The organism is Mycobacterium toneyamaense (assembly GCF_055384815.1).
Genome location: NZ_AP040333.1, coordinates 3408351 through 3434147, shown reverse-complemented (window position 1 = coordinate 3434147; position 25797 = coordinate 3408351). Strand labels below are relative to the sequence as shown.

Sequence of the window (25797 nt, the reverse complement as noted above, 5' to 3'; positions counted from 1 at the left end):
CCCTATGGACCCCCAGCGAGAAGCCGGAGGCGGATCGCACACAGACGTGGAAGCCGAGTCGGGCGACCGGGTGCTGACGATTCCCAACGCGCTCAGCGCGTTGCGGTTGCTGCTGGTCCCGGTGTTCCTCTACCTGTTGTTGTCGGCGCACGCGAACGGCTGGGCCGTCGCGATCCTGATGTTCAGCGGCTTCTCCGACTGGGCCGACGGCAAGATCGCGCGCCTGGTCCCGAACCAGTCGTCGCGGCTGGGCGAGCTGTTGGACCCACTGGTCGACCGGATCTACATGCTCGTCGTGCCGGTCGCGCTGGCGATCGCGCACGTCGTGCCCTGGTGGTTCGTGCTGACCCTGATCGGCCGCGACGCCGTGCTGGCGGCCACGCTGCCGCTGTTGCGCGGCCGCGGGCTGACGGCGCTGCCCGTCACCTACATCGGCAAGGCCGCCACGTTCGCGCTGATGTCCGGCTTCCCGCTGGTGCTGCTGGGCCAATGGCCCGATGCCTGGAGCCGCGTGGTGCTGGCCTGCGGCTGGGCGTTCCTGGTGTGGGGGATCGCCATGTATCTGTGGTCCGCGGTGCTGTACCTGATCCAGGTGGCCATGGTGCGCCGAGATCTGCCGCCGGTCGCGAGGTCCGCCGCGTGACTGAAGCCGGGACACCCCGGGACCGGGCCCTGGGCGGTTACTGGCCGGAGGCCGGCCGCAACAGCCACGTCGCCGACGAGCCGGTCCGGATTCCGGTGCCGTCGCTGCTGCGCTCGCTGCTCACCGATCACCTGGACCCCGGTTATGCCGCCGCGGCCGAGCGCCGCAAAGCGGACGGCGACGGTGCCCGGCGCGGTCGCTCCCGGCGGTTGGCCGACGGTGCGTGGCTGCTGGTCGGCGTCGCCGCGGTGTCGGTGGTGTTCGTGACGGCGGCACAGCATGCGGTGTCGATGGCCCCTGCCAACGACCAGACCCAGCACGTCCTGTCGGCCAACGCGCGTACCGCGGAAGCGCGCACCCGCGACAGCACCGCCACCCGGGACGCGCTGGCCGGCCAGGTGGAGGCCGCACGCCGTGGCCGGCTGGCCGGCGACGCGAAAGGCCGTGAACTGCTGGCCGCCCTCGAGCAGGCCGAGTTCGGCGCGGGCGTGACCGCGGTGACCGGCCCCGGCCTCACCGTCACCGTCACCGAGCCCCCGCCGAGCCCGAACCTGTCCGACGTGTCGAAGCAGCGGGTCGCCGGCAGCCCGCAGATCATCCTGGACCGGGACCTGCAGCTGGCCGTCAACTCCTTGTGGGCCGCCGGTGCCGAGGCGGTGTCCGTCGGCGGCGTACGGATCGGGCCGAACGTGACCATGCGGCAGGCCGGCGGTGGCATCCTCGTCGACAACCAGCCGGTGGCCAGCCCGTACGTCGTCGTCGCCATCGGGCCGCCGCACGCCATGCAGGAGGTGTTCGAGCAGACCCCTGCCATGCAGCGGCTGATGCTGCTCGCGCAGTCGTACGGGGTGGGGATCAGCGTCCAGACCCGGGACCGGCTGACGGTGTCGGCCGCGTCGGTACGAGATGTCAACTTCGCCAAGGAGATTGGACCAAAGTGAGCAGGGCTACATGATCGGGATCGCGGCACTTGTGGTCGGCATCGTGCTGGGGTTGATCTTCCACCCCAGCGTGCCCGAGGCGGTCCAGCCGTACCTGCCGATCGCCGTGGTGGCGGCGCTCGACGCGGTGTTCGGCGGACTGCGGGCCTACCTGGAGCGCATCTTCGACGCGAAGGTCTTCGTGATCTCGTTCGTCTTCAACGTCCTGGTCGCCGCCGTGATCGTCTATGTCGGCGACCAGCTGGGCGTGGGCACCCAGCTGTCCACCGCGATCATCGTGGTGCTGGGCATCCGGATCTTCGGCAACGCGGCGGCGCTGCGGCGCAGGTTGTTCGGGGCGTGACGGTGCACCATGGCTGACGACGAACAGCACGCGGAAGAAGAACACCACGGCCGGCACGAGCTGCCCGACGGCGTTCCGGCGCGGCTGCCGCGCAGCCGGTCGCAGTTGATGTTCGGCGCGCTGGCCGTACTGCTCTGCGTGCTGCTCGGGGTGGCCATCGCGACGCAGGTGCGCCAGACAGAATCGGGTGACGCGCTCGACACCGCGCGGCCTGCCGACCTGCTGGTGCTGCTCGACTCACTGCAACAGCGCGAGGCGTCCCTCAACACCGAGGTGGCGGACCTGCAGAAGACGCTGTCGTCGTTGCAGGCGTCGGGCAACAGCGACCAGGCCGCCATCGAGAACGCGCAGGCGCGGCTGCGTGCCCTGTCGATCCTGATCGGCACGGTCGCGGCGACCGGCCCGGGCGTCACCATCACCATCGAGGACATCGCGCCCGGCGTGTCACCCGAGACCTTGCTCGACGTCATCAACGAGTTGCGCGCCGCCGGCGCCGAGGCCATGGAGATCCGGTCGGGACGCGGCGACCAGCAGACCGCGGTGCGGGTCGGCGTCGACACCTGGGTGACCGGCACCGCGGGCGCGCTGGTGGTCGACAACGTGACCATGAACCCGCCCTATTCCATTCTCGCCATTGGGGATCCGCCGACGCTCGCGGCCGCGATGAACATCCCGGGCGGGGCGATGGACAGTGTGAAACGCGTTGGCGGCACAATGTCCGTGCAACAGGCCGACACGATCGACGTGAGTGCCCTGCGGCAACCGAAACCGCGCCAATACGCTCAGCCCGTCAAGTAGACGCCGGGCCTGATCGTCGAGCCGTATCCTTACTGACCGAAAACACACTGACCTGAACTCGCAAGGAGCGTCGTGAGCGAAACGCCAGCCGATCTGCTGTACACCACCGAGCACGAATGGGTGCGCCGCACCGGCGAGGGCACCGTGCGGGTCGGAATCACCGATTTCGCGCAGGGTGCGCTGGGTGACGTCGTCTACGTCGATCTGCCCGAGGTCGGTACCACCGTGGCCGCCGGCGACGTGTTCGGTGAGGTCGAATCGCCCAAGACGACGTCGGAGCTGTACGCCCCGATCGCCGCGAAAATCGTTGCGGTCAACGGTGATCTGGAAGGCTCGCCCGACCTGGTCAACTCCGATCCGTACGACGGCGGCTGGCTCATCGAACTGCAGGCCGACGCGGCCGAACTGGATGGCCAGCTCGCCGGTCTGCTCGACGCGGACGGCTACCGGGCGACCCTGGACGAGTAACCCTTTTGTTAGGGTGCTGCGGTCCGGTTCGGCCGTGGCGACACCAAAGTCGGCGCGGCGGATCCGGTGGTGGCGGGCACACTGGCCCGCGCCGCGCGGTACGGTCAATAGTGAGACGTATGCGACATTCGATGACTGCTGGCAGCACCTGCCGGCTGGTCGTGCAAAAGAGCGCCACAGCAGCCAGTAGAGGAGCAGCGCGTGACGGATAACGACAGCGGTTCGGGGACCGATTTCGGCTCCGAGGAGGCAACGGTGGAGACCACTTCGGTCTTCCGGGCGGACTTCCTCAATGAGCTCGACGCCCCGGCTTCGACGAGCGGCACCAGTGCCGTCTCCGGAGTTGAAGGACTGCCGGTGGGCTCGGCCCTGCTGGTGGTCAAGCGCGGGCCGAATGCCGGCTCGCGATTCCTGCTGGATCAGCCGAGCACCTCGGCAGGCCGTCATCCCGACAGCGACATCTTCCTCGACGACGTGACGGTGAGCCGTCGCCACGCCGAGTTCCGGCTCGAGTCCGGTGAGTTCCAGGTGGTCGACGTCGGCAGCCTCAACGGCACCTACGTCAACCGCGAGCCCGTCGACTCGGCGGTGCTGGCCAACGGGGACGAGGTCCAGATCGGCAAGTTCCGCCTGGTGTTCCTGACCGGCCCCAAGACCGACGACAGCTCGGCTGGTTAGACCGGCGGTCAGTCGATGACGCAGCCCGACCGCAGTGCAGTGGCCGGGATGTCGATCGGAGCGGTGTTCGACCTGCTCCGGCCAGACTTCCCGGATGTGACCATCTCCAAGATCCGGTTCCTGGAGGAACAGGGTCTGGTCACGCCCGAACGCACTGGGTCGGGCTACCGTCGTTTTACGGCCTATGACTGCGCGCGGCTGCGGTTCATCCTGTCCGCGCAGCGGGACCAGTACCTGCCGCTCAAGGTCATCAAGGCCCAGCTGGACGCCCAGCCCGACGGCGCGCTGCCGTCGAACGGATCCGCTTACGGCGTACCGAAATTGGTTCCGGATCCCGACAGCGACCAGGCCGGCGGCCCGGCTGACGTCGCACCCGCCCAGGTCCGGCTCAGCCGCGAGGACCTGCTGCAGCGCTCCGGGATCAAGCCGGAGCTGTTGGCCGCGCTGGTCAAGAGCGGCGTGATCATCCCCGGCCCGGCGGGGTTCTTCGACGAACATGCCGTGGTCATCGCACAATGCGCCCATGCGCTGGGCGAATACGGTGTCGAACCGCGGCACCTGCGGGCCTTCCGGTCCGCCGCCGACCGGCAGTCGGACCTGATCGCCCAGATCGCCGGCCCCATCGGAAAAGCCGGCAACGCCGGGGCCCGGGACCGGGCCGACGAACTGGCCCGCGAGGTCGCGGCGCTCGCCATCACGCTGCACACGTCTCTGATCAAGTCTGCCGTGCGCGACGTTCTCGATCGCTGAGGACTAGACTCGAATTCGTTGATGGCACACGGATTGCGGAGGGCAGACGCAGATGGGCGAGGTTCGTGTGGTCGGCATTCGGGTGGAACAGCCGCAGAACCAACCCGTGCTCTTGCTGCGCGAATCCGACGGTGACCGCTACCTGCCGATCTGGATCGGGCAGTCCGAAGCGGCCGCGATCGCGCTCGAGCAGCAGGGCGTCTCGCCGGCTCGGCCCCTGACGCACGACCTGATCAAGGATCTGATTGCCGCGCTTGGTCATTCGCTGCGCGAGGTGCGCATCGTGGACCTGCAGGAAGGCACCTTCTACGCCGACCTGGTGTTCGACCGCGACATCACGGTGTCGGCGCGGCCGTCGGACTCGGTGGCCATCGCGCTGCGGGTGGGCGTACCGATCTACGTCGAGGAAGCGGTACTCGCAGAGGCGGGTCTGCTCATCCCGGACGAGGGTGACGAGGAGTCGTCCGGCCCCGTGCGCGAGGACGAGGTCGAGAAGTTCAAGGAGTTCCTCGACAGCATTTCGCCGGACGATTTCAAGGCGACTTAGGTCGGAGTGCGCTGTCCCGGAGGGCCCTTGTTACGGATGCATCTCAGTTAGGTCAGCGCGTGTCGACACTCGGTGCGCCGTTTGCGGATTCGCCGAATCCGCGCCACATACTTTCCTCGTTCTGGTGACGGGCTGAAGTGGCCCGGCGGGAAGCGTATGCTCGACACATTCGAGCAGCGGACATGCCCGCCGAGCAGCAGTGGCCGCCAGGCAGGTTAGTTCGATCGGCGAGAGGATCAGGCAGTGGGCGACGAGACGCCACGTCAAGAGCAGTTGGACCTGACGACCAACGGCGCGCCTGAGCAGGCCGCCCCGACACCGGCTCCCGTGCCGGTGCAGGCAGGCCTGTTCCCTGACGAGTCTGTTCCCGACGAACTGGTCGGCTACCGCGGGCCGAGCGCCTGCCAGATCGCCGGCATCACCTACCGTCAGCTGGACTACTGGGCCCGCACCTCGCTGGTCGTGCCGTCGATCCGCGGCGCCGCCGGCTCCGGCAGCCAGCGCCTGTACTCGTTCAAGGACATCCTGGTCCTCAAGATCGTCAAGCGGCTGCTGGACACCGGCATCTCGCTGCACAACATCCGCGTCGCGGTCGACCACCTGCGCCAGCGCGGCGTACATGACCTGGCGAACATCACGCTGTTCTCGGACGGCACCACGGTGTACGAGTGCACGTCGGCCGAAGAGGTCGTCGACCTGCTGCAGGGCGGTCAGGGCGTGTTCGGCATCGCGGTTTCGGGCGCCATGCGTGAGCTGACCGGCGCCATCGCCGACTTCCCGGGTGAGCGTGCCGACGGCGGCGAGTCCATCGCCGCGCCCGAGGACGAACTCGCCTCGCGTCGCAAGCAGCGCGACCGCAAGATCGGCTGAGTCCCGCCAACCCAAGCACGAGCAACGGCCCCTCTCCCCACGGAGAGGGGCCGTTTGCTGTCCATTCGTGACCATCGGTGACCGACCGGTAGACTGGCGCGCGCATCGTCCCGACGCGGGAGAGTTCTGTGGCCGCCAGCCATGGACGCCGAAGGAGCAATACCTCTCCATCAACCTCTCAGGCCCCCGGACCGCGCCGGAGCCCGATGCCTCTGGAAAGCGGCGAGCTGCGACTCGCCCGCCCATGGGGAAAGGCCGACCACGCCGTCGGGCCGAATCTCTCAGGCACCGACGACAGAGGGGGAGGAACCCCTAGCGGTTCCGTGGCAAGCCTGCCCCGAGCCTGAACGTCTGGAGAGGCCGTCATGACCGACAGCACGTCCCGTTCCTCTGCCGAGCACCACCAGCTTCGCTTCGTCGACCGGCACATCGGTCCGGATGCCGGCGCGGTGGCCACCATGCTCGAGATCATCGGCGTCGACTCGCTCGAAGAGCTCGCCGCCAAGGCCCTGCCCGCGGGCATCCTCGATGCCCTGTCCAGCGCCGGCCTGGCCCCCGGCCTCGACGAACTGCCGGCCCCGGCCTCCGAAGAGCAGTCGCTGGCCGAGCTGCGGGCGCTCGCCGAGACCAACACCGTCGCGGTGTCGATGATCGGCCAGGGCTACTTCGACACCCTGACCCCGGCCGTGCTGCGCCGCAACATCCTCGAGAACCCGGCCTGGTACACGGCCTACACGCCGTACCAGCCGGAGATCAGCCAGGGCCGGCTGGAGGCCCTGCTCAACTTCCAGACCATGGTCACCGACCTGACCGGCATGGAGATCGCCAACGCCTCGATGCTCGACGAGGCCACCGCCGCCGCCGAGGCCATGACGCTGATGCACCGCGCCGTCAAGGGCGACTGCCGCCGCCTGGCCGTCGACGCCGACATCTACCCGCAGACCGCGGCCGTGCTGGCCACTCGCGCCGAACCGCTGAACATCGAGATCGTCACCGCCGACCTGCGCGACGGCCTGCCCGAAGGCGACTTCTTCGGCGTCATCGCCCAGGTGCCGGGGGCCAGCGGCGCGGTCAACGACTGGTCCGCGCTGATCGCGCAGGCTCACGAGCGCGGTGCGCTGGTCGCCATCGGTGCGGACCTGCTGGCGCTGACGCTCGTCACCCCGCCCGGCGAGATCGGCGCCGACGTCGCCTTCGGCACCACGCAGCGTTTCGGCGTGCCGATGGGCTTCGGCGGCCCGCATGCCGGCTACCTGGCCGTGCACGGCAAGCACGCCCGGCAGCTGCCCGGGCGTCTGGTCGGCGTCTCGGTCGACGCCGACGGCGCCAAGGCCTACCGGCTGAGCCTGCAGACCCGCGAACAGCACATCCGCCGCGACCGGGCCACCAGCAACATCTGTACCGCGCAGGTGCTGCTCGCGGTGATCGCCGCGATGTACGCCAGCTACCACGGGCCGCGCGGGCTGACCGCGATCGCGCACCGCGTGCACGGCCACGCCCTCGCGGTGGCCATGGGCCTGAAGGAGGCCGGCGTCGAGGTCGTCCACTCCGGATTCTTCGACACCGTCCTGGCTCGGGTTCCCGGCATGGCCGCGCAGGTGCAGGCGGCCGCCAAGGAGCGCGGCATCAACGTCTGGCTCGTCGACGCCGACCACATCTCGGTGTCCTGCGACGAGGCCACGACCGCCGAGCACGTCGACGCGGTGCTCGCCGCCTTCGGTGCGACGCGCGGCGGCCATCACTGGGACGGCCCCGAAATCCACACCCGCACTTCGGAATTCCTCACCCACCCGGCGTTCTCGCGGTACCGCACCGAGACCGAGATGATGCGCTACCTGCGCTCGCTCGCCGACAAGGACATCGCGCTGGACCGCAGCATGATCCCGCTGGGCTCGTGCACCATGAAGCTCAACGCGGCCGCCGAGATGGAACCCATCACCTGGACCGAGTTCGCGCAGCAGCATCCGTTCGCCCCGGCGTCGGACACCCCGGGTCTGCGCAAGCTGATCGCCGACGTCCAGGCGTGGCTCGTCAGCATCACCGGCTATGACTCGGTGTCGCTGCAGCCCAACGCCGGGTCGCAGGGCGAGTACGCCGGTCTGCTCGCCATCCGCGCCTACCACGAGGCCCGTGGCGAGGCCGGCCGCAACATCTGCCTGATCCCGTCCAGCGCGCACGGCACCAACGCCGCGTCGGCCGCCATGGTCGGCATGAAGGTCGTCGTCGTGGCGTGCCGCGAGAACGGTGACGTCGACCTGGACGACCTGCGCGCCAAGGTCGCCGAGCACGCCAGTGATCTGGCCGCGCTGATGATCACCTACCCGTCGACGCACGGGGTGTACGAGCAGGACGTCGCCGACATCTGCGCCGCCGTGCACGACGCCGGCGGTCAGGTCTACGTCGACGGCGCCAACCTCAACGCCATCGTGGGCCTCGCTCGTCCGGGCAAGTTCGGTGGCGACGTCAGCCACCTGAACCTGCACAAGACCTTCTGCATCCCGCACGGTGGTGGCGGTCCGGGCGTCGGCCCGGTGGCGGTCCGGTCGCACCTCGCGCCGTACCTGCCTGGGCACCCGCTGGCCGCCGAGCTCGCCGACGACCACACCGTGTCGGCGGCGCCGTACGGCTCGGCGTCGATCCTGCCGATCACCTGGGCGTACATCCGGATGATGGGCGCGGCCGGGCTGCGCGCGGCGACGCTGACCGCGATCGCGTCGGCCAACTACATCGCGCGGCGCCTCGACGAGCACTACCCGGTGCTCTACACCGGCGAGAACGGCATGGTCGCCCACGAGTGCATCCTGGACCTGCGGGCCATCACCAAGGCCACCGGCGTCACCGTCGACGACGTGGCAAAGCGCTTGGCGGACTACGGTTTCCACGCGCCGACCATGAGCTTCCCGGTTGCCGGCACGCTGATGGTCGAGCCCACCGAGAGCGAGAGCCTGACCGAGGTCGACGCCTTCATCGCCGCGATGATCGCGATCAAGGCCGAGATCGACCAGGTCGGCTCCGGTGAGTGGCCGGCCGACGACAACCCGCTGCACAACGCGCCGCACACCGCCGAGTGCCTGCTGGTCGACGAGTGGAAGCACCCGTACACCCGCGAGCATGCCGCCTACCCGCTGGGCAAGGGTTTCCGGCCGAAGGTGTGGCCGCCCGTCCGCCGTATCGACGGCGCGTTCGGCGACCGCAACCTGGTCTGCTCTTGCCCGCCGATCGAGGCGTTCGCCTAGGTCCGTGCAAAAACGTCCCGCTCAGCGCTGCTGAGCGGGACGTTTTTGTATGTAGGTCGCGGCGTGTCGCGCGCAGACACGGCCGCTCGCGGGTGGTGAGAAAAACCCGGGTTAGGGCAGGGCCGCGGCGACGGCGTTGACCAGCTCCGGCGCCGCCGAGGTCGGCATGCTGGTGAACGTGCCGCCGGTGAGCTGCGCGACGGCCTGCCACGTCGAACCGTCCGAGTCGGACCCGATGTCGATGACGTTGACCGCCAGCGGCCGGGCCGGATCGAACGCCGACTTGATGTAGTCCTGCAGGCCCTGGCCGTCCAGCGACTGGTCGGTGTGCGGGCCCGAGGTGATCAGCAGGATCGAATTCGCCTGGCCGTCGACATATTTCGACATCGCATCGCCGTAGAGCATGCGCAGCGTCGTGAACGAGACGTGCCCGCCACCCGACGAGCTCTGGCTGTTCAGGTTCGAGATCAGCTGCGTCGAATGCGCCTGCTCGCTCAGCGGCGCCACCGGAATCTCGCTGCGCCCCGAGACGCCGTCGAACGTCCACAGACCCACCGAGCTGTTCGGCGACATCGCCTTGAGCCGGTCCATCAGCGCGGTGGTCACGTTGCCCAGGCGGGTCTTGGCGCCATCGCTGGTCGGCATCGATTGGTCCAGCATGATCGTCACGGCGCCGCTCTTCGAGGTGCCGCCGACGGCGTTCGCCAGCGTGGCGCGCGTGCCCGTGTCGCCGACGGCGAGGGCGTCGGGCAGGGAGCCGAGGTTCACCACGTCGTTCTTCGGGGGATTGCCGCCGCTGACGCGGAAGCCGGCCTTGGACAGCTCGGCGAGCTGTTCGGGCTTGCGCAGGAAGCGCTCGAACTCGCTGGCCGCGGTGACCTCCTCGTGCGACAGGCCCTCGCCGCCGAGCAGCACGGCGGGGTAGTCGGCGACCGCCGGTGCGCCGGGCGGCAGCCAGGCCGCCAGCTTGCCCTTGGCGTTGTCGGTGTGTTGCGACCGCTGGTAGAGCTGCTGTTCGGTGGTGACGACGGCGTGCACCGGCGCCGTGGCCGGGTCGCTCGCGGAGATGAGGGCATCCAGCGCCGTCGAGGCCTTGGGGTCCGCGAGTTTCGGCTGTGCGGCCGTCAACCGGTGCACGGCACCGGCGCCGGCGTTGACCGGGCCGCCGTTGGCCGCGGCCGAGGCGACGGCTTCAGCCGCCAGGTATGCCGCGTCACTGTTGTCGACGGTCGGCACGGCCAGCCGCAGCGAACCCCAGCCCGGCAGGCTCAAGCCGTCCAGCGCCGTCGGGTTCGTCTGCAGTGCCGGCAAGGTGCCCCAATTCTGTTGGGCCAGAGCGTCTTTGAGCTGTGGCCTGACAGCCAGCAGCACGGGCGAGGTCGCCAGCGACTTGGCTTCACCGCTGACAGCCTGCTCGCCGGCGCCGGCCACCAGCCGGGCCGCCGACACCGAGCTCGCCGGCACCCACAGTGCGGGCCGCGGACCCAGGTTCGACGGCCACTTGTTCACCACCCCGTCGACGACGGTGGTCGGGTCGGTCGCCTTGACCTCGACCTTGACGCACTTGTCGCCGATGGGCGCGGCGGTCTGGCTGTACTTGCCGGCCAGCGAGTTGAGCGCATCGGAGATCGACGGGTCGGCCAGCACGGGCACGCTGACCGAGCCGGACACGCACCGCGCCGAGGCCTCGCGGCTGCGGTCGGACAGCACGCTGCCGAAGAACCGCCACAGGATCACCGCGGCGACGACGACCACGACGGTCACGAGCGCGGCGATGACCCCGACGCTGACGCCGCGGCGCTTGGTCTGAATGGCCCGGTGGCTGCCGGTCCATTCGCCGCCCTCCCAGTCGCCGCCGTGCGACCGGACCGAGGCCCGGCGCGGGACGGACGGGAACGCCTGGGTGACGCTGTCGGCGCCGGTGAGGTCGGGCTGGTCCGAATAGTCGGGCTCGCCGTAGTCGGGTTCGTCGGTCTCGTACCGGTCGCCGTTGTCGGACGGCGGCGCGGCGGGGGGTGGGGTGGCAGCACGCGGGTTCTCGGCAGCAGGCATCCCGTGCATCTCGGCCCAGTCGTCGGGCACCCGGAATCCCAGCACGCCGGTCGCGGTGTCGTCGGCTTCCGGGATGTCGGGCGACAGCGCGTCGTAGTCGGAGACCGCGTCGTCGCGTGATTCGTCGGCGTTCGATTCGTCGTCGTCGGGAGCTCTGTGCCTACCCATTGGTGTCTGCTCCTGGTGTCGGCGTGCAATCGGCGGACCCGTGTCGAGTGACGCGGGCCCGCCGAATTTTAATCAACGATGATGGGGGAGTTGACCGTTCACGAACCGGCGTGTGCGGCCTTGAACTCCCGCCGGCGCCGATGCAGGATCGGCTCGGTGTAACCGTTGGGCTGGCTGCAACCCTCGAGGATCAGCTCCTGCGCGGCCTGGAAGGCGATGCTGCCCTCCGGATCCGGGGCCATCGGCAGGTACGCGGGATCACCGGCGTTCTGCTCGTCGACCACCGCGGCCATCCGGCGCAGGCTCGCCTTCACGTCGTCCTCGGTGATGACGCCGTGCCGCAGCCAGTTGGCCAGCAGCTGGCTGGAGATGCGCAGCGTGGCGCGGTCCTCCATGAGGGCGATGTTGTGGATGTCCGGCACCTTCGAGCAGCCGACGCCCTGGTCGATCCAGCGCACCACGTAGCCGAGGATCGACTGGCAGTTGTTGTCGACCTCTTCGTGGATCTCCTCGGGCGCCCAGGCCAGTTCCTTGGCCAGCGGGATGGTCAGCAGTTCGGCGCGGGTGGTGCGCTTCTTGCCGGCCAGCTCCTTCTGGACCTCGGACACGTCGACCTGGTGGTAGTGCATGGCGTGCAGCGTCGCGCCGGTGGGCGAGGGCACCCACGCGGTGGTGGCGCCGGCCTTGGGCTGACCGATCTTCTGCTCGACCATGTCGGCCATCAGGTCGGTCATGGCCCACATGCCCTTGCCGATCTGGGCGCGGCCGGCCAGGCCGCACGCCAGGCCGGTGTCGACGTTGGCGTCCTCGTAGGCCTTGATCCAGGTCTGGGTCTTCATGGCGCCCTTGCGCACCATCGGACCGGCCTCCATCGAGGTGTGGATCTCGTCGCCGGTGCGGTCCAGGAAGCCGGTGTTGATGAACACCACGCGGTCGGCGGCAGCCTTGATACAGGCCTTGAGGTTGACCGTCGTCCGGCGCTCCTCGTCCATGATGCCGACCTTGAGGGTGGCCTCGGGCAGGCCGAGGACGTCCTCGACGCGGCTGAACAGCTCGCAGGTGAAGCCGACCTCGTCGGGCCCGTGCATCTTGGGCTTCACGATGTAGACCGAGCCGGTGCGGCTGTTGGTCAGCTCGCCGTTCTCCTCGGTGGACTTCAGGCCGTGCATGGCGATCAGGCCGGTGAACAGCGCATCCTGGATGCCCTCGGGAATCTCGTTGCCCTCGGCGTCGATGATGGCGTCGTTGGTCATCAGGTGGCCGACGTTGCGGACGAACAGCAGGCTGCGGCCCGGCAGGGTCAGTTCACCCTCGCCGTCCGGCGTGGTGAACACGCGGTCGGGGTTGAGCACGCGGGTGAAGGTCTTGCCGCCCTTGCTGACCTCTTCGGACAGGTCGCCCTTGTTCAGGCCCAGCCAGTTGCGGTAACCGAGCACCTTGTCGTCGGCGTCGACGGCCGCGACCGAGTCCTCGAAGTCCATGATCGTGGTGACCGCGGACTCCAGCACGACGTCCTTGATGCCGGCCTTGTCGGTCGAGCCGACCGGCGAGGTGGGGTCGACCAGGATCTCGATGTGCAGTCCGTGGTGCTTGAGCAGCACCGACCACGAGGCATCCCCGAGCTGGCCGGTGTAGCCGACGAACTCTTCGGGGTTCGCCAGGCCGCTCGACAGTTCGTCGCCCAGTTCGGCCTGCAGCTGGTGCTCGTCGTCGATCTTCAGACCGGTGACGTCGGCCCACGAGCCGGCCGCCAGCGGGACGGCCTGGTCCAGGAAGTTGCGGGCGTAGGCGATCACCTTGTCGCCGCGCACCTTGTTGTAGCCACCCTTGCCGGCCTCGGCGCCGCCCTCGTCGGAGATGACGTCGGTGCCATACAGCGCGTCGTACAGCGAACCCCAGCGGGCGTTGGCGGCGTTGAGCGCGAACCGGGCGTTCAGGATCGGCACCACCAGCTGCGGTCCCGCGGTGCTGGTGATCTCCGGGTCGACGCCCGAGGTCGTGATGCTGAAGTCGGCCGGTTCCGGCTGCAGGTAGCCGATCTCGGACAGGAACTCCTGGTAGGAGGTCTTGAACTCGTCGGTGTCGACGGGGTCGATGACGCGGGCGCGGTGCCACTTGTCGATCTGCGCCTGGAGGTCGTCACGGCGGGCCAGCAGGTCCTGGTTCTGCGGGGTCAGGTCGGTGACAACCTTGTCGACCCCCGCCCAGAAGCTGTCCGGATCGACCCCGGTGCCGGGCAGAGCCTCGTTGGTGATGAAGTCGTGCAGTACGCGGGCCACCCGCAGATTTCCCACCGTCACACGATCAGTCATTTTCTTCTTCCTCCTAAGCAGCCCACACGGCGACCATCCACTTTACCCGTGGGTAACCGCAGCTCACCGGTGCGTCGGCCAATGAGAACCGGGTCACACCGTTATTGCGGTGTCGAGCCGGGCAAACCGATGGCCGGGACGCCGGGCGTGTGCAGGCGTCCGGCCAGCCACGGCAGGGCCGCGGTGAACACCTCTGCGGCGCTGGGGAACGTGTGGTCACCGCCGTGCGGGACGACCGAGCACTCGATGCCGGCGGCGCTGACTAACGCACACATGTAGGTCGCGACGGCGGTGTGGCTCTCCGGATTGTCCGGCGGTTGCACGTTCGTCGGCGTGCCGGCCTGTGCCGGCTGGTACACCACCGGCCCGTTCTCCGACACCGCGAACCAGCCGGCGACGCCGGTGTACGGGCCGTGCTTCCGCACCACGGTCGCGGGATCGAAATGGGCGAACGCCGCCGCGTCACCGCCGAAGAGCCGCGCGATGGTCTGGGGTTCGGAACCGGCGTTGGGGCCGACCTGGCCGTCCATGTCGACGAACGTCTGGAACAGCTCGGGGTGCATGACGGTCGTCATCACCGCGCACGTGCCGCCGGCCGACCAGCCGACGATGCCCCACCGCGACGGGTCGGCACTCGCCGAGAACGTCGACGTGACAAATGGCACAACATCTTTGGTGAGGTGATCGGCGGCCATACCGCGCGGCCCGTTGACGCATTCGGTGTCGTTGGAGAACTGCCCGCTGGTGTCGACGAACACCAGGATGGGGGCGTTGCCGCCGTGGGCGGCCGCGAAATCGTCGGCGGTGCGCTGCGCGCCGCCGGCCGTCGGCCAGTCGGCGGGCCAGCCGAACTCGCCGCCCACCATCACGACCGCCGGTAGCTGTGGGGCGTCGTGCGCGAACCACGCGGGCGGCAGGTAGACGAGCTCCGGACGGGCGCGGAAGCCCGACGCCGTCGTCGGAATCTGCACCGAGACGAGGACGCCGCGGTCCGGGCGCTCGCCGGAGCGGCGCATGGTCAGCGCGGTCTCGAGATCGATCTCGCCGCGCAGCTCGGCGCCGGTGGCGCGCTGCCACAGGGCCTCGACGGTCGGCAGGTAGCCGGTCCAGGTGTTGACCGCCAGACCCGCGCAGACCGCGCACAGCGGCACCACGGCGACGGCCACCGCCCGCCGCCACCAGTGCAGGCCGGGCCAGCCCGCGATGGCCACGACGAGCGCCACCCCGGTCAGCACGATCCACACCCACAGGGACGTCGGGGCCGGCCCGCCCGCCAGGCCCTGATCGGAGATGAACCAGCTGCACGCCAGGGCCAGGACGACGCCGGTCCCGATGGCCACCGGCAGCCACAGCCGCAGCCAGCGCGGCGACCGTCGCCCGACGGCGACGACCAGTGCCAGCACCGTCACCACTTGGATCAGGGTCGGGAGCCAGCCGTCGAGCAGGCCGATGTTCATTCGGCATCCCCGGGGTCCGCCGGCGGCGGGGCCGCGGGCTGCTGGTGGTGCGGCGCCTCGGTCTCGGCCGCGGTCTGTTCGGCGGTCGGGGTCACCTCGTCGCCACCCGAGTCCGACTGGTCGCTGTCGGAGTCGTCCGAGTGCGAACTGGCCGTCGACGTCGGTGTGGTGGAGGTCGGGGTGGCGCCGGGACACGTGTTGGGTGCGGGCACCCCGTTGAACCGGTCGGTGATCCAGCCGAGGGCGTCGGCCTCGTCGGGTTGGACGTAGTCGATGACGTCGCCCATGGCGCAGGCCCGTTCGACGGCGGCGGCGGTCTGCTCGGGCGGCACCAGGCCGTCGGGCGGCCCGGGGGTGATCAGCATCGGCGCGGCGGCCGGCGCCTGCGGCAGCGTCGCCTTGCGCAGGTAACCGCGCAACGCGTCGGCGGCTGCCGGTGTGGTCGGGCCGAGGTCGTGCGGACCCAGCGAATCCAGCACGCCGGTGCGGTCGGCGACCGCCGGGCCGCGGCACGCCGACAACGTGTCCCAGTGGTCGCGGGCGGCGCCGCGGCGGTAGTCCTCGATGGGGAATCCGGGGTAGGCCTGCGGCATGACCGCGAGGTACTGCTGCAGCATCAGCTGCTGGTCGCGGTTCAGGTTCCCCTCGGCCGAGGCGTCGGCCAGCCACTCGAGCGCCGCGGTCGGGGCCAGCGCGACGGCGCCCTGTGGACGGAGCCCGCCGCCGTAGTCGGTGGCCAGCTCGGCGGCCGCCCACGCGGCCTGACCGCCCTGCCCGGTGCCCACGGCGACCCAATTGGTGGAGGCGGCGGAGACCAGCTTGCGCGTCGCCCGCGCCAGGTCGATCAGGTTGAAGCCCTCGGTCGTGGAGTCCAGGTACGGGTGATAGGTCTCGTCGAGCCCGATGCCCTGATAGTCGGTGATCGCCACGAGATAGCCGGCGCCGACCATGAGTCGCACGGTCGGGAGCAGACCCAGCAGGCTCGGCGACGACGACGGCGCGCAGTCGGACTTGATGCCGCTGCCCGGGTTGGCCAGGGCGATGATGCGCCAGCCGCCCTCGGGCGGGTTGCCCTTCGGCAGGAACACCGAGCCCGTCACCTTGGGATGGCTGTCGTTGATGCCCGAAGTCGAGACGTAGGTGATGCGCGCGGAGATCGCGGTCAGCCCGGCCAGTTCGGGGTCGACGGTCGTCAGCGGCTGCGCGGCGACGAGCGTGCCGGGGCCGGCGCCGCTGTAGTCGCCCGGCAACACCTGACCACTGCGCTGCGGGCTGCGGCCCGGCGCATCGTCGGAGCAGCCGGCGACGGTCAGCACGGCGGCGAGGGCAGCCGCCGCGATGCGCAGCGCCGTCCGGGCCGTCACAGCATGCCGCCGTCGGTGTCGTACGCGAGCAAGGCCCGGCACTCGGACAGCAGCGAGTCCCGCAGCGGCACAGCGAGATTGGCGATGTCCTGCTGGCGGCGCACATACTCGGCGCGGCCCGACGGGTCCTCGATGGCGATCGGCTCGATGCCGTAGTCGCTCAGGTCGTACGGGCTGGCCTGCATGTCGAGGACGCGTGCGTCCGCCGCGAGGTCAAGGCAATCCATCAACAGATTCGACTCCAGCAAAGGTCCGAGCTTGTAACTCCATTTGTACAAGTCCATATTTGCGTGCACGCACCCCGGCTGCTCGGTGGCCGCTTGGGCGTGTCGGGTGAGGGCTTCGCCGTTACGCGGTACGGCCGCCTCGGTGAAGAACCGGAAGGCGTCGAAATGCGTGCACCGCAGCGGCATCGACTCGACCACGGCATCGGTGTCCGACGCGCTCAGCCGCAGCGGCACCTGGGCGTGCCGCACCTCGGGCGCGCGGTACACCATGGCCCATTCGTGCAGGCCGAAACAGTTCAGCCGCGCCGGGCGGGCCGCCGTCGCAGCCAACAGGTCGGCGACGAAGGCGACGGTCTCGCGGCGGCCGGCGAGGTACTCGGGCGTCACCGTCACGGCGTCACCGCACCGGCCGTACCCGGCCCGGTCGGTGAACCGCAGCGCGCCGGGACCACTCAGCGCCCGGCCGTATCCCGGATGCCAGCGCCGTAGCTGGCGGGGCTTGAGGCTGTAGTACGTGAACAGGAAGTCCCACACCGGGTGCGGCTCGCCCGCCCGCATCCGCCGTTCATGCGGCGCCAGGAAGGCGTCGACGCGGTCCAGGTAGCGCTGTTCCCGCGCCGCCCAGTCGTCCTCGGCCAGGACCCGCGGCGGCGCGCACACCGTCTCAGACACGGTGGGTACCGTCACGCACCACGCCGACGAGGTCCTCGACCAGGTCTTCCAGCGCCACCATCGCGGTGACGTAGCCGTCGGTGGTCACCAGGGACAGGTGACTGTTGTTGCGGCGCAGCCACGACAGCGCGTCGGCGACCGGCAGCGTCGAGGCGACCATGGGCAGCGGGCGCACCATGGACCGGTCCAGGACCGCGTCGTTGTCGTCCATGCACGGCAGCACGTCCTTGATGTGCAGGTAGCCGAGGTAGGCGCTGTGCCCGTCGGTGACCGGGAACCGGGAGTAGCCCGTCTCGCGCAGCGCCTGGGCCACCGCGCCCACCGTGGGACCGGTCCCGGGCGCGGCGATCGGCACCGCGCGGATGTCCTGCAGCGGTATCGCGACGTCCTTGACCGTCCGGGTCCGGATGTCCAGCGCGCGCTTGAGGCGGACGTGTTCCTCGGCGTCGAGCAGCCCCTCCGACAGTGATTCGGTCAGCATCTCGGACAGTTCGACCGACGAGACCGTGACGTCCAGCTCGTCCTTGGGCTCGACGCCGAGCAGCCGCAGCGTGCTGTTGGCGCACCAGTTGTAGAAGATGACGAACGGCCGGGCGACGCTCATGTAGACCAGGTACGGCGGGATCAGCAGCATCGCGGCCTTCTCTGGCCCGGCGATGGCGATGTTCTTGGGCACCATCTCGCCCAGCAGCACGTGCACCGTCACCACGATCGCCAGGGAGACGCCGAAGGACACGGTGTGCAGCACCGTATCGGGCACGCCGACCGCGTCGAAGGGCTCCTCGAGCAGGTGCGCGACGGCCGGTTCGCCGACGCGGCCCAGCAGGATCGAGCAGATCGTGATGCCGAGCTGGGCACCGGCGAGCATCATCGACAGCCGCTCACCGGCCCGCAGCACGGTGACGGCGCTGCGCTTGCCCTGTTCGGCCAGTGCCTGCAGCCGGTCGCGCCGCGCCGAGATGAGCGCGAACTCAGACCCGACGAAGAACGCGTTGGCGCCCAGCAGCACCATGGTCAGCAGGATGCCGAGGACGTCATTCATGGTCGGCTCCCGACTCGGTCGGGTCCAGCTGGGTGAGCTCCAGCTGGTCGATGCGCCGGCCGTCCATCCGGATCACCGTGGCCTTCCAGCGCACGGGGTCCAGTTCGGGATTGTCCGGGTCGAATTCGGTCAGGACGACGGTGTCGCCGACGTCCGGGATGTGGCCGAGCTCCTTGAGCACCAGGCCACCGATGGTCTCGTAATCGCCTTCGGGCGCGCGGAACGGGGTCTCGGTGTCCACCTCGTCGATGCGCATCAGACCCGACACCAGCCAGCCGTCGCGCACCTCGACGACGTCGGGGGTGGCGTCGTCGTGTTCGTCGCGGACGTCGCCGACGATCTCCTCGATGAGGTCCTCGACGGTGACCATGCCGGCGGTGCCGCCGTATTCGTCGACCACGAGGGCGGTCTGGACGCCGTTGGCCCGGATCTGGGTCATCACCGCGTCACCGTCGAGGGTCGACGGCACCGTCGGGACGGGCCGCGCCAGCTGCGCCAGCCGGGTGCCGGCGCGCAGCTCGACGGGTATCGCGAAGACCTGTTTGACGTGCACGATGCCGACGGTCTCGTCGAGGTCGCCGGCGACGATGGGGAAGCGCGAGAACCCGGTGCGGATGGCCGTCTCGATGAGGTCGGCGACGGTGTCGGTGACCTCCAGCGACTCGATCATGGACCGCGGCGTCATCAGTTCCTCGGCGGTGCGGCCGCCGAATTGCAGTGAGCGGTCGATCAATTCGGCCGTCTGCGGGTCCAGCGAGCCGCTCTCGGCGGAGTTGCGCACCAGCGCCAGCAGCTCCTGCGCGGACCGCGCCGAGCGGAGCTCGTCGGCGGGCTCGACCCCGAGCCGGCGCAGCACCCAGTTGGCGGTGCCGTTGGTCAGCTTGATGGCGGGGGAGAACAACAGGGAGAAGAACCACTGCCACGGCACGGTGGCGCGCGCGGTGGGCACCGGCCGGGCGACGGCGAGGTTCTTGGGCACCAGCTCGCCGAACACCATCGACACCGACGTGGCGATCAGCAGCGCCAGCGTCAGGGCCACCGGGTCGGTGAACCGCTCGGGCAGGCCGACGGCGTGCAGCGGGCCGTGCAGCAGCCGCGCCACGACGGGCTCGGCGAGGTAACCGGTGATCAGCGTGGTGATCGAGATGCCGATCTGGGCGCCCGACAGCTGGAAGGACAGGTTGCGGTGCGCGGTGCGGATGATGCGGTCGCGGCGGCCCCCGTCACGGGCGTTGGCCTCGACGGTGCTGCGTTCCAGCGCCGTCAGGGAGAACTCGGCCGCCACGAAGACTGCCGTCCCGAGGGTGAGCAGGATGAACGCGGCCAGGCTCGCGATGGTCAGCGCGGTGGTCACCGTGCACCACCGCTCGGGGCGCCGGGCTGACGGCCCGGCCGGCTACTGGGAGGTTCGGAGTCGATGGACTCGGCGCTCGACTCGGGGAGCGCGTGATCGGCCTGGCACGCTCCCGCCTGGCTCGGGACGGTCGACGCCCCAACAGGTGCCTGCGGCACGTGCTCCCTTTCGCTGAATCGATATCGACAGCCGTCCGACGCCTGCTGCGTGCGGCGGCCGTACGGCAATGGTAGCTGGTCGGCCCTTGCGGACCTGCTCACCAACCCGTCGGCAGCGGGTGTCCTTCGGCGAATCCGGCGGCCGACTGCACCCCGAGCACCACCTTCTCGTGCAGCTCGGCGAGGTTTGCCGCGCCGACGTACGTGCAGGTGCTGCGGACGCCGGACGTGATGTGGTCGAGCAGGTCCTCGACGCCGCCGCGCACCGGGTCCAGCGCCATCTTCGACGACGAGATGCCTTCCTCGAACAGGGCCTTGCGGGCCCTGTCGAACGCGCCATCGCTGGCCGTGCGGGCCGCGACCGCGCGCTTGGAGGCCATGCCGAAGCTCTCCTTGTAGACGCGGCCCTCGCGGTCCATCAGCAGGTCGCCCGGTGACTCGTACGTGCCGGCGAACCACGACCCGATCATCACGTTCGAGGCGCCCGCCGCCAGGGCCAGTGCCACGTCGCGCGGGTGCCGGACGCCGCCGTCGGCCCAGACGTGGCCGCCGAGTTCCTTTGCCGCCGCGGCACATTCGACGACCGCGGAGAACTGCGGGCGGCCCACCCCGGTCATCATCCGCGTGGTGCACATGGCGCCCGGGCCGACGCCCACCTTGACGATGGACGCGCCCGCGTTGATCAGGTCGCGCGTGCCGGCGCCCGACACCACGTTGCCGGCGGCCAGCGGCAGCCCGAGGTCGAGCGCGGCCACGGCGGACAGCGCGTCGAGCATCTTGGACTGGTGCCCGTGCGCGGTGTCGACCACCAGGACGTCGACACCGGCCTCGGCCAGGGCCCGGGCCTTGGCGGCGACGTCACCGTTGATGCCGACGGCGGCCGCGATGCGGAGCCGGCCCTGCGCGTCGACGGCGGGGGTGTAGATGCCGGCGCGGATGGCACCGGTGCGCGTCAGCACGCCGGCCAGCGAGCCGTCGGCATTGGTCAGGACTGCCACGCCGGTCGGGGAGTGCTCCAGCAGGTCGAACACCTTGCGCGGCTCGGTGCCCGCGGGCGCTGACACGAAGTCGGTGGTGGCCACGTCGCGGACGCGCGCGAAGCGGTCCACCCCGGCGCAGCCGGCCTCGGTGACCAGGCCCAGCGGGCGGCCGTCGTCGACGACGACCGCGGCGCCGTGCGCGCGCTTGTGGATCAGGGCCAGCGCGTCCGAGACCGAGTCGTCGGGCGCGAGCACGACCGGGGTGTCGACCACCAGGTCGCGGCTCTTGACGAAGTCGACGGTGCCCCGCACGGCATCGATGGGCAGGTCCTGCGGCAGCACCACGATGCCGCCGCGGCGGGCCACGGTCTCGGCCATGCGGCGGCCGGCGACAGCGGTCATGTTGGCGACGACGATCGGGATGGTGGTGCCCGTGCCGTCGGTGGTGGCCAGGTCGACGTCGAAGCGGGACGTCAGTTCGGAGCGCCCCGGTACCACGAAGACGTCGTTGTAGGTCAGGTCGTACGGGGGCCGGTGGCCAGCCGATTCATACTCGAGAAACTGCACACCGTCAGCCTAGTTGGCTCGCCCGACAATGCCGAGTGGACGCAGAACTGCCCCGCTGCCGGTGCAGAGGGGCAGTTCGCGTGACGGGAAACCTAGGCTTCGACCTCGGTGCGGTCGCCGCTCCACAGGGTGTGGAACTTCTTGCCCTCCGGGGCGTCGGTGCGGCCGTAGGTGTGGGCGCCGAAGAAGTCGCGCAGGCCCTGCGTCAGCGCGGCGGGCAGCCGTTCGGTGCGCAGCGCGTCGTAGTACGACAGCGACGACGCGAAGCCCGGGACCGGGATGCCCAGCTCGGTGGCGGTCACGACGACGCGGCGCCAGCTGTCGATGCCCGACTCGACCGCGCTGCGGAAGTACGGCGCGGCCAGCAGGGTGGCGAGTTCCGGTTCGGCGTCGAACGCCTCCTTGATCCGGTTCAGGAACTTGGCGCGGATGATGCAGCCGCCGCGCCAGATGGTGGCCAGGTCGCCGGGCTTGACGTTCCAGCCGTATTCGGCGCTGCCGGCCTCGATCTGGTTGAAGCCCTGCGCGTACGCGACGATCTTGGAGGCGTACAGCGCCTGCCGCACGTCCTCGATGAATTTCGTGGCGTCGCTGGGCTTTTCGCCGAGGTGGCCCGAGGCCAGGCCGACCGTCGCGCGGCGCTGCGGCACCGAGCCCGACAGGGCGCGGGCGAAAACGGCTTCGGCGATACCGGTGATCGGGATGCCGAGGTCGAGCGCGGACTTGACGGTCCAGCGGCCGGTGCCCTTCTGCTCGGCCTCGTCGACGATGACGTCGACCAGCGGCTTGCCGGTCTTGGCGTCGACCTGCTTGAGCACCTCGGCGGTGATCTCGATGAGGTAGCTGTCCAGGTCGCCCTTGTTCCATTCGGCGAACACGTCGGCGATCTCGCCGGCTGCCATGCCGAGGCCGTCGCGCAGCAGCTGGTAGGCCTCACCGATGAGCTGCATGTCGGAGTACTCGATGCCGTTGTGCACCATCTTGACGAAGTGGCCGGCGCCGTCGGGCCCGATGTGCGTGCAGCACGGCACGCCGTCGACGTGCGCGGAGATCTCTTCGAGCAGCGGCCCGAGCGAGACGTACGACTCGGCGGGCCCGCCCGGCATGATCGACGGGCCGTTGAGCGCGCCCTCTTCGCCACCGGAGATGCCGGCACCGACGAAGTGCAAGCCGCGCTCGCGGATCGCCTTCTCGCGGCGGATGGTGTCGGTGTACAGCGCGTTGCCACCGTCGATGATGATGTCGCCGGGCTCCATGGCGTCGGCGAGTTCGTTGATCACGGCGTCCGTCGGATCGCCGGCCTTGACCATGATGATCACGCGGCGCGGCTTCTCCAGCGCGTCCAGGAACTCGGCGATGGTCTCGCTGCGGACGAACTTGCCCTCCGAGCCGTGCTCGGCCAGCAGCGCGTCGGTCTTGGCGACGGAGCGGTTGTGCAGCGCGACGGTGTAGCCGTGGCGGGCGAAGTTACGGGCGAGATTGGAGCCCATGACCGCCAGGCCGGTGACCCCGATCTGGGCGGTAGCGGTGGTTGATTCCGGGTTTCCCGACGAGCTCACGGCTGGCCCTTTCGTTGTTTGGTTGTGGCGCATAGCATTTCGGACCGGCCTGGGCCGGTGCGGCGTCATCCGCCACGGAAGGGAGATGCTGCCAGTCGCAAAGTCTACGAGAAGAACAACCGGTGCAATTCAGTGAGCCAGGGCACAGCCACCGCGACGGTCGGTACGACCAGGACGGAGGCGGCCGCCAGGTAGGCGCCCGCGGCGACCCAGGAGCTGTTGGGTTCGCCGGCCAGGCGCTGCACCCGCAGGACGGTCGTCGGCCCGCCCGCGGCGAGGGCGCCCTTGGGTGCCCGGCCCGACGCGCAGGCCACCAGGGCGCGGGCCAGTGGCGTGGGGCCGGTGGCGCGGACGGCGGCGTCGTCGGCGAGCAGTTCGATCAGGAACCGGACCGCGTCGAGGGCGCTGGCGCTCCGGACGAAGCGGGGGAAGGCGGCGTGCACGGCGATGAACATCTCGAGCACGAGGTCGTGCCGGGCGCGCAGGTGGGCGTGTTCGTGGCTGAGGATGGCGGCGATCTCACTGTCGTCGAGGTGCTTGAGCGCACCTTCGCTGAGGACGACGCGGCTGCGGACGCCGGGCAGACAGTAGGCGAGGGGCTGCTGGACATCGAGGATGCGCAGGCCGTGCCCGATGAGGTGACGGGCCTGGGGTGCGGGGGCGGTGTCCCGCGAACAGTCGAGCAGGTCGACGATCATCCGGTGGTGGGCACGTCGGCGCCGCGTCGCGATGGCGACCTGGACGAAGGCGATGGCCAGCCGGGCGCTGACGACGAGGGTCAGGGCGAAGACCGCGACATGGGTGATCCACAACGGCCAGCCCATGACGCTGATCTCGCTGGTCGCGGTGGTTGTGGGACGACCGTCCGGGCCAGGCGCGAAAAGCCTGCTGGCGACGGCGATACCGGCGCTGAAGGCGGAGAGCACGGCGGCGATGGCGACGGACTGCCACAGCACGATCGCGGCCCGGGGGGCCCGCTGTGGCCACGATGCGCGCGCCAGCAGGGCGGGTACCGGCCCGACCAGCAGTAGCGCGACGATGGTGAAGGCCAGGGCGGACACGCGCTTAGTGTCTCTCAGTCGGTGCCGGAATTGCCAGTCGCCGGTGGGATTCGGTGCTTGGCTTCCAGCTCATCGAGGGCGCGCCGGAGCGCATCGGCCTCGTCGACGCCGACGCGTTCGACGAAATGCACCAGCGCCGCGACGCGGCTGCCGGAGTCCGCGGCCTGGTCGAGGGCGTCGACCATCAGGCCCGCGACCAGCTCGTCGCGGCCGTGGGTCGGTGCGTAGCGGTGCGCGCGGTCGTCACGATGCTGGACGACCAGGTTCTTCTTCGCCAGGCGCTGCAGCACGGTCATGATCGTGGTGTAGGCCAGATCCCGGCGCGTCGCGAGTGCTTCATGCACCTGACGCACGGTTTGCGGCTCGCGGGAGGACCACAGGTGGTCCATCACCTCGCGCTCCAGCTCGCCCAGTCGCGTCAATTTCGCCATGTCCTATTTCACTCTTTCGGCAGTGTTCTCAGGGTACTACGCATTTACTACCGTGCGTCGTATCCATTTCGGATGTTCTCCCCAACGCCCCGGTGGCGCGTCGTGGTTCCCGGTCAGGGCTGTTTTTCTGCTGCTTGTGAGTCCCGTCACAGCGGTTTACATCTCGCGGGTCGTCACTATAGTAAGGCTAACCTAACTTAAGGATGTGTTCATGCCCTCCGCTGTGACTGACCCGCTGATCGCCACGATGGACATCCGCCGGATGCTGCCGCTGCACGAGTCGAGTCGTCGTCTGCGCGAGTTGTGTCCCAGTGATCCCCGGGTCTACGGCGTCGCGGTGATGGACGACATCTCCCGACGCCGATGGTGGCCGCTCGCCGAAGCGGTGACGGGCGACCGCATGCAGATGATGTTCGACACGGCGACCGGCGACACCGGCAGCGAGGCGGTGGCCGCCCAGCAGGTGGCCGCAATGCTGGCGCACGTCGTGGTCGGCCGGGTCGTGCCGCTGCTGGTGCTCGAGGGCCGTGCCTGGGATCCCGGCTTGGAGAACCTGTGGGTCCACGTCGACTCGGAGGGCGGCATCGACTGGGTCGGCGTCGCCGACCCGACATTGCGGGTGCTGCCCGGGGATCCGGTGTTCGGAGGGCTGGGAGTGCCGGCGACCCGCCGGATCGGGGAGGGTGTCGTCGCGTTCCCGGGTGAGGAAGCGCTCGCGACCTGGCTCGCCCATCGTTGCCACCGTGCGCTGAACCCGCTGTTCGCGAAGCTCTTCGACGTCAGCGGCGGCATCCTCGCGGTGTCGGCGATGTGGCACATCGTCGGTGCGTCCGTGGTCAGCACGGCGACCCAGGTGCCGCTGTTGGCCGGGGTGGGCGAGGCTGACGGTATGCGCCGTGCGCAGGCGGTGCTGGACACCCTTGTTGGGTTCGGTGCGCCGGTGCGCGGCCGCGACCGGATGCAACTGGCAAGGGCTTGCTAATTAGGCAAGCCTTGCCTACTATTCAGGAGTCGAAAGACCAACGGACCGCGCCGGAATCCTGAGGGCTGCAGTGATTCCCGGTCCATTCGAAGAGCAGGCCCCGCACCATCGGTGCGGGGCCTGCTCGCTTTGGTGGC

The 25797-nt window shown here is 69.8% G+C and carries 22 protein-coding genes and 1 riboswitch; of the genes, 11 read left to right on the top strand and 11 right to left on the bottom strand.

Translation table 11 applies throughout. The features are described 5' to 3' along the window. Positions 1–4: 4 nt before the first annotated feature. The 10 genes from ACZ5IQ_RS16595 to gcvP all read left to right on the top strand — a co-directional run bounded on the left by ACZ5IQ_RS16595 (position 5) and on the right by gcvP (position 9274). Positions 5–643: a CDP-alcohol phosphatidyltransferase family protein gene (locus ACZ5IQ_RS16595; protein ID WP_212814377.1), complete on the top strand. Its 639-nt coding sequence runs from the start codon at positions 5–7 to the stop codon at positions 641–643. Then, the gene (locus tag ACZ5IQ_RS16590; protein WP_212814379.1) at positions 640–1584 is read left to right on the top strand and encodes a DUF881 domain-containing protein; all 945 of its coding nucleotides are present in this window, start codon (positions 640–642) and stop codon (positions 1582–1584) included. The genes ACZ5IQ_RS16595 and ACZ5IQ_RS16590 overlap by 4 nt, the downstream gene beginning before the upstream one ends. Before the next feature lie 10 nt (positions 1585–1594). After that, positions 1595–1927 (top strand): small basic family protein, encoded by a 333-nt coding sequence (locus ACZ5IQ_RS16585; protein ID WP_020100154.1) that lies wholly within the window; start codon positions 1595–1597, stop codon positions 1925–1927. 9 nt (positions 1928–1936) lie between these two features. Continuing rightward, positions 1937–2725, top strand: coding sequence for a DUF881 domain-containing protein (locus tag ACZ5IQ_RS16580; protein WP_212814381.1), 789 nt, complete (start codon positions 1937–1939; stop codon positions 2723–2725). 72 nt (positions 2726–2797) lie between these two features. Continuing rightward, positions 2798–3193 (top strand): glycine cleavage system protein GcvH, encoded by a 396-nt coding sequence (gene gcvH, locus ACZ5IQ_RS16575; RefSeq protein ID WP_212814383.1) that lies wholly within the window; start codon positions 2798–2800, stop codon positions 3191–3193. 201 nt (positions 3194–3394) lie between these two features. Further along, entirely contained in the window at positions 3395–3871 is a 477-nt protein-coding gene (gene garA, locus ACZ5IQ_RS16570; RefSeq protein ID WP_020100157.1) for a glycogen accumulation regulator GarA, read from the top strand. A 15-nt stretch (positions 3872–3886) separates the two neighbouring features. Further along, positions 3887–4621 carry a transcriptional regulator FtsR gene (gene ftsR / locus ACZ5IQ_RS16565; RefSeq protein WP_212814385.1) on the top strand — a complete coding sequence of 245 codons (735 nt, stop codon included), beginning with the start codon at positions 3887–3889 and terminating at the stop codon, positions 4619–4621. A gap of 52 nt (positions 4622–4673) precedes the next feature. Next, positions 4674–5168: a bifunctional nuclease family protein gene (locus ACZ5IQ_RS16560; RefSeq protein ID WP_020100159.1), complete on the top strand. Its 495-nt coding sequence runs from the start codon at positions 4674–4676 to the stop codon at positions 5166–5168. 243 nt (positions 5169–5411) lie between these two features. Then, positions 5412–6038 carry a MerR family transcriptional regulator gene (locus ACZ5IQ_RS16555; RefSeq protein WP_020100160.1) on the top strand — a complete coding sequence of 209 codons (627 nt, stop codon included), beginning with the start codon at positions 5412–5414 and terminating at the stop codon, positions 6036–6038. A 106-nt stretch (positions 6039–6144) separates the two neighbouring features. After that, positions 6145–6242: riboswitch (glycine riboswitch) on the top strand. Positions 6243–6403: 161 nt separating this feature from the next. Continuing rightward, on the top strand, positions 6404–9274 hold the full coding sequence (gene gcvP / locus ACZ5IQ_RS16550; RefSeq protein ID WP_212814387.1) for an aminomethyl-transferring glycine dehydrogenase: 2871 nt from the start codon (positions 6404–6406) through the stop codon (positions 9272–9274). Between the two features lie 111 nt (positions 9275–9385). Here the strand turns inward: gcvP and ACZ5IQ_RS16545 are convergent, their stop codons facing one another. The 11 genes from ACZ5IQ_RS16545 to ACZ5IQ_RS16495 all read right to left on the bottom strand — a co-directional run bounded on the left by ACZ5IQ_RS16545 (position 9386) and on the right by ACZ5IQ_RS16495 (position 24678). Further along, entirely contained in the window at positions 9386–11494 is a 2109-nt protein-coding gene (locus ACZ5IQ_RS16545) for a substrate-binding domain-containing protein (RefSeq protein WP_212814389.1), read from the bottom strand. A 98-nt stretch (positions 11495–11592) separates the two neighbouring features. Further along, a complete protein-coding gene (locus tag ACZ5IQ_RS16540) occupies positions 11593–13806 on the bottom strand; it encodes a malate synthase G (RefSeq protein WP_133427532.1) in 2214 nt (737 codons plus the stop codon). A gap of 101 nt (positions 13807–13907) precedes the next feature. After that, the gene (locus tag ACZ5IQ_RS16535; RefSeq protein WP_212814391.1) at positions 13908–15263 is read right to left on the bottom strand and encodes an alpha/beta hydrolase; all 1356 of its coding nucleotides are present in this window, start codon (positions 15261–15263) and stop codon (positions 13908–13910) included. Beyond that, on the bottom strand, positions 15260–16627 hold the full coding sequence (locus ACZ5IQ_RS16530) for a lipase family protein (RefSeq protein WP_133427530.1): 1368 nt from the start codon (positions 16625–16627) through the stop codon (positions 15260–15262). The genes ACZ5IQ_RS16535 and ACZ5IQ_RS16530 overlap by 4 nt, the downstream gene beginning before the upstream one ends. Then, the gene (locus tag ACZ5IQ_RS16525; protein ID WP_244872887.1) at positions 16624–17526 is read right to left on the bottom strand and encodes a 3-methyladenine DNA glycosylase; all 903 of its coding nucleotides are present in this window, start codon (positions 17524–17526) and stop codon (positions 16624–16626) included. The genes ACZ5IQ_RS16530 and ACZ5IQ_RS16525 overlap by 4 nt, the downstream gene beginning before the upstream one ends. Next, positions 17519–18568, bottom strand: a complete 1050-nt coding sequence (locus tag ACZ5IQ_RS16520) for a hemolysin family protein (RefSeq protein ID WP_212814396.1) — start codon at positions 18566–18568, stop codon at positions 17519–17521. Before ACZ5IQ_RS16520 ends, ACZ5IQ_RS16525 begins: the two co-directional genes overlap by 8 nt. Next, positions 18561–19922 carry a hemolysin family protein gene (locus ACZ5IQ_RS16515; protein WP_212814399.1) on the bottom strand — a complete coding sequence of 454 codons (1362 nt, stop codon included), beginning with the start codon at positions 19920–19922 and terminating at the stop codon, positions 18561–18563. Before ACZ5IQ_RS16515 ends, ACZ5IQ_RS16520 begins: the two co-directional genes overlap by 8 nt. Positions 19923–20178: 256 nt before the next feature. Beyond that, complete coding sequence (locus ACZ5IQ_RS16510) at positions 20179–21627, bottom strand: GuaB1 family IMP dehydrogenase-related protein (protein WP_212814401.1); 1449 nt, start codon at positions 21625–21627, stop codon at positions 20179–20181. A gap of 92 nt (positions 21628–21719) precedes the next feature. Further along, positions 21720–23219, bottom strand: coding sequence for an NADP-dependent phosphogluconate dehydrogenase (gene gndA / locus ACZ5IQ_RS16505; protein WP_371824547.1), 1500 nt, complete (start codon positions 23217–23219; stop codon positions 21720–21722). 71 nt (positions 23220–23290) lie between these two features. Beyond that, positions 23291–24247: a M56 family metallopeptidase gene (locus ACZ5IQ_RS16500; RefSeq protein ID WP_212814405.1), complete on the bottom strand. Its 957-nt coding sequence runs from the start codon at positions 24245–24247 to the stop codon at positions 23291–23293. A 14-nt stretch (positions 24248–24261) separates the two neighbouring features. After that, on the bottom strand, positions 24262–24678 hold the full coding sequence (locus ACZ5IQ_RS16495; protein ID WP_029104910.1) for a BlaI/MecI/CopY family transcriptional regulator: 417 nt from the start codon (positions 24676–24678) through the stop codon (positions 24262–24264). A 211-nt stretch (positions 24679–24889) separates the two neighbouring features. On the opposite strand from ACZ5IQ_RS16495, the gene ACZ5IQ_RS16490 reads away from it, so the two are divergent. Further along, positions 24890–25660 (top strand): iron reductase, encoded by a 771-nt coding sequence (locus ACZ5IQ_RS16490; RefSeq protein ID WP_212814407.1) that lies wholly within the window; start codon positions 24890–24892, stop codon positions 25658–25660. Positions 25661–25797: the final 137 nt, after the last annotated feature.

What these genes read in the sequence shown, in the direction of transcription:
- ACZ5IQ_RS16595 (WP_212814377.1), top strand. Translation starts at nt 5, where the DNA reads ATGGACCCCCAGCGAGAAGCCGGAGGCGGATCGCACACAGACGTGGAA.
- ACZ5IQ_RS16585 (WP_020100154.1), top strand. Translation starts at nt 1,595, where the DNA reads ATGATCGGGATCGCGGCACTTGTGGTCGGCATCGTGCTGGGGTTGATC.
- ACZ5IQ_RS16580 (WP_212814381.1), top strand. Translation starts at nt 1,937, where the DNA reads ATGGCTGACGACGAACAGCACGCGGAAGAAGAACACCACGGCCGGCAC.
- ftsR (WP_212814385.1), top strand. Translation starts at nt 3,887, where the DNA reads ATGACGCAGCCCGACCGCAGTGCAGTGGCCGGGATGTCGATCGGAGCG.
- ACZ5IQ_RS16560 (WP_020100159.1), top strand. Translation starts at nt 4,674, where the DNA reads ATGGGCGAGGTTCGTGTGGTCGGCATTCGGGTGGAACAGCCGCAGAAC.
- gcvP (WP_212814387.1), top strand. Translation starts at nt 6,404, where the DNA reads ATGACCGACAGCACGTCCCGTTCCTCTGCCGAGCACCACCAGCTTCGC.
- ACZ5IQ_RS16545 (WP_212814389.1), bottom strand. Translation starts at nt 11,494, where the DNA reads ATGGGTAGGCACAGAGCTCCCGACGACGACGAATCGAACGCCGACGAA.
- ACZ5IQ_RS16540 (WP_133427532.1), bottom strand. Translation starts at nt 13,806, where the DNA reads ATGACTGATCGTGTGACGGTGGGAAATCTGCGGGTGGCCCGCGTACTG.
- ACZ5IQ_RS16535 (WP_212814391.1), bottom strand. Translation starts at nt 15,263, where the DNA reads ATGAACATCGGCCTGCTCGACGGCTGGCTCCCGACCCTGATCCAAGTG.
- ACZ5IQ_RS16520 (WP_212814396.1), bottom strand. Translation starts at nt 18,568, where the DNA reads ATGAATGACGTCCTCGGCATCCTGCTGACCATGGTGCTGCTGGGCGCC.
- gndA (WP_371824547.1), bottom strand. Translation starts at nt 23,219, where the DNA reads ATGCGCCACAACCAAACAACGAAAGGGCCAGCCGTGAGCTCGTCGGGA.
- ACZ5IQ_RS16495 (WP_029104910.1), bottom strand. Translation starts at nt 24,678, where the DNA reads ATGGCGAAATTGACGCGACTGGGCGAGCTGGAGCGCGAGGTGATGGAC.
- ACZ5IQ_RS16490 (WP_212814407.1), top strand. Translation starts at nt 24,890, where the DNA reads ATGCCCTCCGCTGTGACTGACCCGCTGATCGCCACGATGGACATCCGC.